Annotated in this window: 11 protein-coding genes and 1 pseudogene; 5 read left to right on the forward strand and 7 right to left on the reverse strand. The window is 71.4% G+C overall.

Going from position 1 to position 8,962, the window contains the following annotated elements:
• Both ACK4UM_RS20390 and ACK4UM_RS20395 read right to left on the reverse strand, forming a co-directional pair.
• Positions 1 to 278, reverse strand: a pseudogene (locus ACK4UM_RS20390) (hypothetical protein); the annotation flags it as partial.
• Positions 279 to 420: 142 nt separating this feature from the next.
• A complete protein-coding gene (locus ACK4UM_RS20395) occupies positions 421 to 777 on the reverse strand; it encodes a GNAT family N-acetyltransferase (RefSeq protein ID WP_409802721.1) in 357 nt (118 codons plus the stop codon).
• Between the two features lie 179 nt (positions 778 to 956).
• On the opposite strand from ACK4UM_RS20395, the gene ACK4UM_RS20400 reads away from it, so the two are divergent.
• On the forward strand, positions 957 to 1,778 hold the full coding sequence (locus ACK4UM_RS20400) for a protein phosphatase CheZ (RefSeq protein WP_409802723.1): 822 nt from the start codon (positions 957 to 959) through the stop codon (positions 1,776 to 1,778).
• Positions 1,779 to 1,915: 137 nt separating this feature from the next.
• Here ACK4UM_RS20400 and ACK4UM_RS20405 read toward each other — a convergent pair whose 3' ends face one another.
• Positions 1,916 to 3,010 carry a quinone-dependent dihydroorotate dehydrogenase gene (locus ACK4UM_RS20405; RefSeq protein WP_409802727.1) on the reverse strand — a complete coding sequence of 365 codons (1,095 nt, stop codon included), beginning with the start codon at positions 3,008 to 3,010 and terminating at the stop codon, positions 1,916 to 1,918.
• Positions 3,007 to 3,363, reverse strand: a complete 357-nt coding sequence (locus ACK4UM_RS20410) for a DUF952 domain-containing protein (RefSeq protein ID WP_409802730.1) — start codon at positions 3,361 to 3,363, stop codon at positions 3,007 to 3,009. The genes ACK4UM_RS20405 and ACK4UM_RS20410 overlap by 4 nt, the downstream gene beginning before the upstream one ends.
• A gap of 174 nt (positions 3,364 to 3,537) precedes the next feature.
• On the opposite strand from ACK4UM_RS20410, the gene ACK4UM_RS20415 reads away from it, so the two are divergent.
• The 3 genes from ACK4UM_RS20415 to ACK4UM_RS20425 all read left to right on the forward strand — a co-directional run bounded on the left by ACK4UM_RS20415 (position 3,538) and on the right by ACK4UM_RS20425 (position 5,954).
• Positions 3,538 to 4,167: a S24 family peptidase gene (locus tag ACK4UM_RS20415; RefSeq protein WP_409802733.1), complete on the forward strand. Its 630-nt coding sequence runs from the start codon at positions 3,538 to 3,540 to the stop codon at positions 4,165 to 4,167.
• A 108-nt stretch (positions 4,168 to 4,275) separates the two neighbouring features.
• Entirely contained in the window at positions 4,276 to 4,947 is a 672-nt protein-coding gene (locus tag ACK4UM_RS20420) for a hypothetical protein (RefSeq protein ID WP_409802736.1), read from the forward strand.
• A 164-nt stretch (positions 4,948 to 5,111) separates the two neighbouring features.
• The gene (locus tag ACK4UM_RS20425; protein ID WP_409802739.1) at positions 5,112 to 5,954 is read left to right on the forward strand and encodes a DMT family transporter; all 843 of its coding nucleotides are present in this window, start codon (positions 5,112 to 5,114) and stop codon (positions 5,952 to 5,954) included.
• Positions 5,955 to 6,087: 133 nt separating this feature from the next.
• On the opposite strand, the gene ACK4UM_RS20430 is transcribed toward ACK4UM_RS20425, so the two are convergent.
• Positions 6,088 to 6,486 carry a gamma-butyrobetaine hydroxylase-like domain-containing protein gene (locus tag ACK4UM_RS20430; protein ID WP_409802743.1) on the reverse strand — a complete coding sequence of 133 codons (399 nt, stop codon included), beginning with the start codon at positions 6,484 to 6,486 and terminating at the stop codon, positions 6,088 to 6,090.
• Positions 6,487 to 6,675: 189 nt separating this feature from the next.
• Here ACK4UM_RS20430 and moaA point away from each other — a divergent pair, with 189 nt between their 5' ends.
• Complete coding sequence (gene moaA / locus ACK4UM_RS20435) at positions 6,676 to 7,707, forward strand: GTP 3',8-cyclase MoaA (protein WP_409802746.1); 1,032 nt, start codon at positions 6,676 to 6,678, stop codon at positions 7,705 to 7,707.
• A gap of 206 nt (positions 7,708 to 7,913) precedes the next feature.
• Here moaA and ACK4UM_RS20440 read toward each other — a convergent pair whose 3' ends face one another.
• Both ACK4UM_RS20440 and xdhC read right to left on the reverse strand, forming a co-directional pair.
• Positions 7,914 to 8,393 (reverse strand): nucleoside deaminase, encoded by a 480-nt coding sequence (locus tag ACK4UM_RS20440; protein ID WP_409802751.1) that lies wholly within the window; start codon positions 8,391 to 8,393, stop codon positions 7,914 to 7,916.
• Positions 8,390 to 8,962, reverse strand: a 573-nt coding sequence (gene xdhC, locus ACK4UM_RS20445; protein ID WP_409802754.1) for a xanthine dehydrogenase accessory protein XdhC, incomplete at its 5' end; no start/stop codon positions are given. The genes ACK4UM_RS20440 and xdhC, both read right to left, overlap by 4 nt.

The following is an 8,962-nucleotide window of genomic DNA, read 5'->3' on the forward strand; positions in this document are numbered from 1 at the left end:
GCCGCGCGCGGCGGCGCGGCCGTTTGCGGCGCGGTGCGGGAGGGCGCCGCCCGCGCGGCCGGCGGCGGCCCGCCCGGCGCCCCGTAGCGCACCGAGGCGCTCTCGACCCGCGGCGTCGGATCGCGTCCGGTGAGCAGGAGCTCGATGAAGCCGCCGCCGAGATTCTGGCCTTGCGTCTGGGACTGGGCGTGAGCGGGCGCGACGAGCGCCTGCGCGCCGAGGGCGGCGGCGAGCGCGAGCGCGGCGAGTGCCGCGGCCTTGCGCAGGTTCGCGAGCATGGGCTTGTCTCCCCTTGACGCGCGCCGGATCGTGGCACGCGGGGGCCATTCGAGACCCGCGAGCGGTTGCGGGAATCTCAATGACCGGGTGCCGTTCTCGGCTTAACCTTACCCGAGGCTGACCAAGGCCGCGTCCGGAGGATCACGCAGGGGCGAGCGGCTTCGTCATCCGCCGCCGCTCCGGCGTCTCGCCCACGACGACGAAACCCTCCCGGCGATAGAGCCGATCGGCCGGGTTGGTGACGAGCACGCTCAGCGTCGTCGGCAGCCCGCGCGCGGCTGCCTCGTCGACCTTGCGCCGCAGGATCGCGGTGCCGATTCCCCGCCCCTGAAAGGCGGGGTCGACGTAGAGCTTGTCGACGAAGAGGTGGTCCGCGTGAAGCGTCGTCGCGATGCAGCCGACGTCGATCCCGCCCTCCACGACGATCTCGTGACCGGCAGGATCGAGCCCCGCGCGTGGCCGCCAGGTGCCCCAGAGCGCCTCCGCATACGCACGCATGCAGGCTTCCTCGAGGGCGAGGAGATAGGCCACGTCGCCGGAGCATGCGGGTCTGAGCACGAGGGACAAGGCCGGGGCGCTCCGGGGAACGGGCGCGGGATCACGCGTCTCTTCACTCAATAATAAAGATTCATCCGTCAAGGTCCCGACACTCCCGATCTCGAGCCATCAGGCCGCCCATGCCCTCCATGCACAAGCGCTACCGCATCGAAGACACGCTCCAGCGCGCCCCCATCCGCCTGCCCGCGCGGATGAACAGGGCGCATGCGCCGAGCCAGCCGAGCCCCCCGAGCCCGTCGCTCGGCGCGGCGCAGGCCTTCGCGGCGGCGGCGAGCCTGTCGGCGGAGGGGATGAGCTCGGACGAGCGCTTCGCGCGCATCATGGAGGCGCTCGAGGAGCTGCGCGGCTTCCTCGACCCGTCCCAGCGCCTCGCCTCGGACGTGATCGACGCCTATCGCAAGGAGATCTCGGAGGTCTACGCGCTGCGCCAGGAGATCGACGCCATGAAGGCGGCGATCACGCACACGAAGCGCGAGATCGCCTCGCTCTACAAGTCGGACAACGAAGGCAAGGGCATGCGCCGCGTCGCCGGCGAGCTCGACGCCGTGGTGACGGCCACCGAGGAGGCGACGAGCTCGATCCTCACCGGGCTCGAGGACATCGAGACGCTCGCCAACATGCTGCGCGCCTCGACCGGCGGCGGCGGCTCCGACGAGGCCGGCGCCATTCTCGACCGCGTCGTGTCGATGTACGAGGCCTGCAACTTCCAGGACCTGACCGGCCAGCGCATCACCAAGATCGTCAACGTGCTCAAGTTCGTCGAGGAGCGGCTCGACCGGATGATCGACGTCTGGGGCGGCCTCGACGCGTTCCAGGAGCTGATCCAGCACGAGGCGATCGCGCCCGCGCTCGACGACGAGAAGAACCTCCTCAACGGGCCCAAGCTCGAGGAGGATATCGGCCACGTCTCCCAGGACGACATCGACTCGCTCTTCGATTGAGGGCATCCCTCCCGGGAGGGGAGGGTGGACACGGGAGCGTCGGCGACCGTGGCCGGGCGGGGCCCGGGTGGAGACCATTCTTCGAGTGTCGGGCCCCACCCGACCCTTCTCGCTCGCGCTCGAAGGGCCACCCTCCCCTACGGGGAGGTAGGTAGCGCCAACTCGCGCGCGCGCCGGCCGACCACCGGCGCCAGACGTGCGAGACCCTCGCGCTGCATGCGCTCCAGAAGCCCCGCCTTGATGTCCGCGACCAAGCCCGGCCCGTGATAGACGAGCGCGGTGTAGAGCTGGACGAGGCTCGCGCCGGCCTCGATCTTCGTCCATGCGGCGTCCGCGCCGTCCACCCCGCCGACGCCGACGAGCGGGAGCGCGTCGCCGACCCGCAGCCGCATCTGCGCGAGCACGCGGGTCGAGGCGGAGAAGAGGGGCTTGCCCGAGAGGCCGCCCGTCTCCCGCGCGAGCGCGGTCTCGACGAGGCTCGGCGGGCGGGCGATCGTGGTGTTCGAGACGACGAGCGCGTCGATCCCGCGGGCGAGCGCGGTGGCGGCGATGGCGTCGAGCGCCTCCTCGGCGAGATCGGGGGCGATCTTCAGCAGGAGGCGGGTGCGGGTGCCCGCCTTCGCGTCCGCCGCGTCGCGTGCGGCGACGGCGCGGGCGAGAAGCGCGTCGAGGAAGGCCTCGCCCTGGAGATCGCGCAGGCCGGGCGTGTTCGGCGAGGAGACGTTGATCGTCAGGAACGCGACCTTGCCGGCGAGCCCCTCGATCAGCGCGACGTAATCGGCGATGCGGTCGCTCGAATCCTTGTTCGCGCCGAGATTGACGCCGACGATGCCGCGTGAGGCGCGCCGCCCGGCGAGGCGCCGCGCGCAGGTCTCCATCCCGTCGGAATTGAGCCCGAAGCGGTTGACGATCGCCTCGTCGGCGGCGAGCCGGAAGACGCGCGGGCGCGGATTGCCCGGCTGCGGGCGCAGCGTCACGCCGCCGCATTCGACGAAGCCGAAGCCGAGCCCGAGAAGGGCGTCGGGAACCTCGCATTGCTTGTCGTAGCCGGCCGCGAGGCCGATCGGATTGGGGAACGCAAGCCCCATCGCCTCGACCGCGAGGCGCGGATCGTCGGGGGCGGGGTGGAGCGGGGGCGCGAGCGCCAGCGAGCGGATCGAGAGCGCGTGCGCGGCCTCCGGATCGAGCCGGTGGAGGAAGGGCCGCAGGATCGGGAAGAGGCCGCGGATCACGCGCCGTCCTCCGGCACGAGCCCGCCGAAATAGTGGCCGCCTTCGGCATCGAGAGGCAGCGGATCGGCGCGCAGGACGGCGGAGACGGGCAAGGGCGCGTAGAGATGCGGGAACAGGGCGCCCCCGCGCGAGGGCTCGTAGACGAGCGCCGCGCCGAGCGCCGCCTCGTCGATCGCCAAGAGCACGAGATCGCTCCGACCCCGGAAATGCTTCGCCGCCGTCTCGCGGACCTGGGCCGCCGTCGAGAAATGGATGAAGCCGTCGGCGAGGTCGACCGGCGCGCCGCGCAGAACGCCGTGCACGCGCGCCTCCTCCCAGAGCGGGCGCGGGCAGATCTTGTAGATAAGCGCCATCGGCAGAGCCTCCCGAGCGGGCTCCGGCGCCCGCGCGGCGAGGTTTAGGCGCCCGTGCCCCACCGCGCAAGCAGATGCGCGGGCGCGCATGGAACCGCGGGGCGCCTGCGCCTTTTAGTGACGGTAGTCTTGCGGCTTTTCCTAAGCTTAGGCTTCCGATCTCACGAGGTAAGCGTGCTCACCCATGCCCAGATCTGGTCGGCGATCGACCGCCTCGCCGAGCGTTACGGGCTCACCGCCTCCGGCCTCGCCCGGCGCGCGGGCCTGGACGCGACGAGCTTCAACCGTTCGAAGCGCGTGAGCCCGGACGGTCGCGAGCGCTGGCCGTCGACGGAATCGATCGCCAAGGTCCTCGCGGCGACAGGAGCGTCGCTCTCGGAATTCGTGGCGCTCGTCGAGGACGGCGACGCGCCGCGCCCGACGACGGTGCCGATCGTGCCCTGGGACGAGGTCGGACAACGCGGGCAGTTCGGCGCCGACGGCTTGCCGTCGAGCCCCAAGCACGAGGAGATCGAGTTCCCCGATACCGGCGCCGAGAAGCTCCTCGCGGTCGAGGTCTCCGGCGACGCGCTCGTCCCCCTGTGCCGCGACGGCGACGTGCTGATCGTCTCGCCGACGACCGCCCTGCGCAAGGGCGACCGCCTGCTCGTGCGGTTCGGCGACGGCAGCGTGGGCGTGCGCGAGCTGATCCGGCGGACCGTGCGCACGCTCGAGATGCGCGGCCTCGCCGAGGGCTCCGCCGACGAGCCGGTACCGGTGTCGGACGTGCTCTGGGTCGCGCGCATATTATGGATACGCCAGTGAGAATAATCTTTTTATATATATATCTCTCAGACGTGATCTGAATTGACATTCTTTATGCACTCTGCCAGCATCCGGGGCACCACCTGAAGGCGGGCCGAGGGCGGGGAGATGCGCATCTTCGATTTCTTCAGACCATACGATCCGCGCGAGGCCGGGGGCGGCGTCGCGGAGGCGGCGGCGCGGCTCGCACCGCTCCTCGCGACCGCGCCGGACGCGTTGGACGAGGCGCTCGCACGCATCCCCCCGGCGCGGCTCGCGCGCATCCTGAGCGAGGGACCCGACGCCGCAGCCTTGCGCACGCGCTATGCGATCGCGGATCGGGAGGCGGCGCTCGCGATCCTCGCGGCCGCGCAGGATCGGGTCGCGCGGGGCGGCGCGCGTCCGCTCGCAGCGCTCGCCGAGGCGCTCGATACCCATCGCCGCGCCGTCGCGCCGGGGGCACGCGCGGCCGATGCCGTGGTGGCCGCCAAGGCGCGGCTCCTCGACGCCTGGGCGCGCGCGCTCGACCGCATCGCGCCGGGCGGCGCCGCGATCGACGAAGGCGCCGCCCGCGCCCTCGGCCTCGGGCGGGCGGTCTATCTCTCGCTCTGCGCGGAGGTCGGCGAGACGAGCGAGGGCCCGATCCCCGCCGACGCCTTTCGCGCGAAGCTGCCGCGGCTCCTCTGTTTCTGGCCGCTGACGCCGGAGGGCCTCGCGACGATCGAGGCGCTCGAGCGCGTCGTCGCCGAGACGCTCGCCCGCGAGAGCGCGACGATCGTGCCGCTCGAGGCGCGGCGCTAGCATGAGGCAATCGCGGATGCATTTCGCGGCGCGATCGCGTACCCTCGCGCGAACGGCACCCTGGAGGTCACCGCGGACGGCATCGCCCTCGACGATCTCGGTCGCGGCCGGCGCTACGACGTGTCGGAAATCTTCTACGACCCTCGCCTGAAGCGAGTGCTGCGATGACGACGTTTCCGGCGGGGCCGCGGCGTGACGGGGCGGCGAAGGCGCTCGTCTGCCTGTCGTTCTTCCTGTTCGCGGTCTCGGACGTCATCGCCAAGCACGTGAGCCGGGACTTCAGCGTCAACCAGGTGATCTTCGTCTCGGCGGCGGTCACCTTCGTGCCGGTGCTGCTCTTCATGCGCGCGACGGGAGACCGGCGCTACCTGCCGCGTCGCCTCGGCCTGTGCGTGGTGCGCAGCCTCTTCGCCTGCATCAGCGTGATCCTGCTCGTCGAATCCTTCGGCCGCCTGCCGGTCGCCGATGCCTACACGCTGTCCTTCACCGCGCCGCTGATCGTCGCGGCTCTCTCGGGTCTGTTCCTCGGCGAGCGGGTCGGCACGATGCAATGGGCGGCGATCGTGGTCGGGTTCGCGGGCGTGGTCGTCGTTCTCGGGCCGGGCTACGGCGCGGGCGGTGCCGACGCCGCATCGGGGGCGGCGCAGGTGGGGATGGGGCTCGCCCTCGTCTCGGCGGTGTTCTTCGCGCTGGGCATCCTGCTCCTGCGGCGCATCGGCACGAGCGAGAGCGCCGGCTCGATCCTGATCGTCTTCCTCCTCACCACCCTCGTCGTCACCGGCGTGCCGCTCCTGTGGGAATGGCGGACGCCGAGCCGCGTGGAGGATTGGGGGGCGATGGTCCTCATCGGCTTCGCCGCGGGGGGCGCGCATATCGCGATGGTCTCCGCCTTCCGGCGCGGGGAGGCGGCACGGCTCGCGCCCTTCCAATACACCCAGCTCGTCTGGGGCATGGTGCTCGGCCTGCTCGTCTTCGGCGATCGGCCGAGCCTGCAGGTCGTCACGTGAGCCGCGATCGTGGTCGGCGCCGGCCTGATGCTCTATCTCGAGGATCGCCGCGCGGCCCGGGCGATGCGTGCTGCGGGTGCGCAGCCGCCCTCTTGAGGCGGGCGAGCCTCGACGCTCCGCCCGCCGCGCGTGATCACCTCTGTCGCGCCGTGATCGCGGGCTCGCGCGAGAGGCCCTTGGCGGCGAGCTCTGAGAGATACTCGCTCCAACGCTCGGCATGGCGCTGCCCGAGCTCGCGCAGATAGGGCCAGCCGTAGATGCCGGTGTCGTGCATGTCGTCGAAGACGAGCTTGACCGCGTAATTGCCCACCGGCTCGACGCCGATGATCGCGACGTTCATCTTGCCCGGCACCGTCTTGCGCTCGGCGGGGCTGTGGCCCTGCACCTCCGCCGACGGGCTCGTCACGCGCAGATATTCGGCGGGCAGCGCGAAGCGCGTGCCGTCGTCGAAGGTCACGGTGAGCGTGCGGCGGTCCTTCGAGACGCGCAGCTCGGTCGGCCAGGGATCGCTCTCGGCGGACGGCGTGGACATGGGACGGACGGCTCCTGTGACGTCGTGGACGAGCCCGGGCGCGCGGATGCGCACGGCCTCCTTCCTCTTCATAAGGCTTGAATATGCGGGCGGAAACAGCAAGATCACCCCCGGGAGGAGTTCCCGGCAGGGAGCGGCGCGAGCCTCGCGCCCGCGGCCCGTGTCCGTCGCTTTGGAGTGCGTCGCGCCATGACGATCGAGTTGCCGGTCGAGGCCGTGTCGGGCAAGCCGCTGATCGACCCCTTCGGGCGGGCGATCGCCTATCTGCGGGTCTCGGTCACGGATCGCTGCGATTTCCGCTGCGTCTATTGCATGTCGGAAGACATGACCTTCCTGCCCAAGCGCGATCTCCTGACGCTCGAGGAGCTCGACCGGCTGTGCTCGGTCTTCGTCGATCACGGCGTGCGCAAGCTGCGCATCACCGGTGGCGAGCCGCTCGTGCGTCGCGACATCATGACGCTGTTCCGCTCGCTCTCGCGGCATCTCGCGAGCGGCGCGCTGGAGGAGCTGACGGTGACGACCAACGGCTCGCAGCTCGCGCGCTACGCCGCCGAGCTCGCCGATTGCGGGGTGCGCCGCGTCAACGTCTCGATGGACACGCTCGACCCCGACAAATTCCGCGCCATCACGCGCTGGGGCGACCTCGACAAGGTGATCCGCGGCATCGACGCCGCGCAGGCGGCCGGGCTCTCGGTCAAGATCAACGCGGTGGCGCTCAAGGGCGTCAACGAGGACGAGATCGAGCCGATGCTCGAATGGGCGCACGGGCGCGGCATGGACCTCACCCTCATCGAGGTGATGCCGCTCGGCGAGATCGAGCCCGACCGCATCGACCAGTTCCTGCCGCTCTCGCGGGTGCGCGCGAGCCTGCTCGACCGCTACACGCTGGAAGATCTGCCGGACCGCACCGGCGGCCCCGCGCGCTACGTGCGCGTGAAGGAGACCGGCGGGCGGCTCGGCTTCATCACGCCGATGACCCACAATTTCTGCGAGAGCTGCAACCGCGTCCGCCTCACCTGCACCGGCACGCTCTACATGTGCCTCGGCCAGGAGGACGCGGCCGATCTGCGCACGCCTTTGCGGGCGTCCGAGGGCAACGAGCGCGTCTCCCAGGCGATCGCCGACGCCATCGCCCGCAAGCCGAAGGGCCACGATTTCGTCATCGATCGCGGCCGCAACCGCCCTGCCGTCGGCCGCCACATGAGCGTGACGGGGGGGTGAGGGGCGTCGCCGCCGCGACGCTGTCATCCCGGGCCGCGAAGCGGACCCGGGACCCATAACCTCGACGTTCGTCCGAGCGCGCATGCCGCGCTCGCCCCGCCCCCCTCGAGCGGCGAGCGTCGGCGGGACGCAGCCTATAGGCTGCGAGTGACGCGTCGGGCGTATGGGTCCCGGATCGCCTTCGGCGTCCGGGATGACACGTTGGTTCAATAGGCGATCTTGTCGGCCTTCTCGGTCCAGGCGCGGAACACCGCCTTCGCCTCCTCGAGCGGCAGGTGCTCGGCGGGCAGCGCGCGGGCCTCCGGCGCTTTGGGGATCTCGTCGTAGATGAAGGCGTCGTCGAAGCCGATCGCGGCGGCGTCGGCGCGCGTGTTCGCGTAGACGATGCGCGACAGCCGCGCCCAGAAGGCGGAGGCGAGACACATCGGGCAGGGCTCGCAGCTCGTGTAGAGCGTCGCGCCGGAAAGCGAGAAGGTGCCGAGCCGGTGGCAGGCGCGGCGGATGGCGACGACCTCGGCGTGAGCGGTCGGGTCGTTCGTCGAGGTGACCTCGTTCCAGCCCTCGGCGACGACGACGCCGTCGCGCACGATCACCGCGCCGAACGGCCCGCCGCGATCGGCCTCCATATGCTGGCGCGAGAGCGCGACGGCGCGGGCGAGATGGGCGCGGTCCTCGTCTGTCGTCATGATCTCTCCCCCGAGCGGACCGCCTCGCGGGCGGCGAGCAATTGGGCCGCGGTCGCGGCGGCGATGATGGCGGGCTCCTTGCCGGCGATGCCGGGAATGCCGATCGGGCAGACGAGGCTCTCGATCCGCGCCTCGGGCAGCCCGATCTCGGCGAAGCGCTTCTCGAACCGCGCCCGTTTCGTCGCCGAGCCGATCAGCCCGACGAAGGGCACGTCCTCGCGCGCGAGCGCGGACGCGGTGAGCGCGAGATCGAGCGGGTGCGAATGCGTCATCACGAGGACGAAGGCGCCAGCCGGCGCGCGTGCGATCTCGAGGCCCGGCTCGTCGGTGTGGATCGGCGTGGCATTGGCGGGCACGTGCGCGGGGAAGGCCTCGGCACGGGTGTCGACCCAGGTCAGCCGAAAGGGGAGCGGCGCGAGGGCGAGCGCGAGCGCGCGCCCGACATGGCCCGCGCCGAAGAGGAGGAGCGGGGTGGGAGCGGGGGAGGAGGGCTCCCGCCAGACGTCGTTTGCCGAGACATCCCTCCCCGTAGGGGAGGGTGGCCCCGAGCGAAGCGAAGGGGTCGGGTG

The sequence above is a fragment of the Salinarimonas sp. genome, from assembly GCF_046292825.1.
In the GTDB taxonomy this organism is placed as follows: domain Bacteria; phylum Pseudomonadota; class Alphaproteobacteria; order Rhizobiales; family Beijerinckiaceae; genus Salinarimonas.

Coding starts and splice junctions, on each gene's coding strand:
- ACK4UM_RS20395 (WP_409802721.1), bottom strand. CDS start 777: ATGCGTGCGTATGCGGAGGCGCTCTGGGGCACCTGGCGGCCACGCGCG.
- ACK4UM_RS20400 (WP_409802723.1), top strand. CDS start 957: ATGCCCTCCATGCACAAGCGCTACCGCATCGAAGACACGCTCCAGCGC.
- ACK4UM_RS20410 (WP_409802730.1), bottom strand. CDS start 3,363: ATGGCGCTTATCTACAAGATCTGCCCGCGCCCGCTCTGGGAGGAGGCG.
- ACK4UM_RS20420 (WP_409802736.1), top strand. CDS start 4,276: ATGCGCATCTTCGATTTCTTCAGACCATACGATCCGCGCGAGGCCGGG.
- ACK4UM_RS20425 (WP_409802739.1), top strand. CDS start 5,112: ATGACGACGTTTCCGGCGGGGCCGCGGCGTGACGGGGCGGCGAAGGCG.
- ACK4UM_RS20430 (WP_409802743.1), bottom strand. CDS start 6,486: ATGTCCACGCCGTCCGCCGAGAGCGATCCCTGGCCGACCGAGCTGCGC.
- moaA (WP_409802746.1), top strand. CDS start 6,676: ATGACGATCGAGTTGCCGGTCGAGGCCGTGTCGGGCAAGCCGCTGATC.
- ACK4UM_RS20440 (WP_409802751.1), bottom strand. CDS start 8,393: ATGACGACAGACGAGGACCGCGCCCATCTCGCCCGCGCCGTCGCGCTC.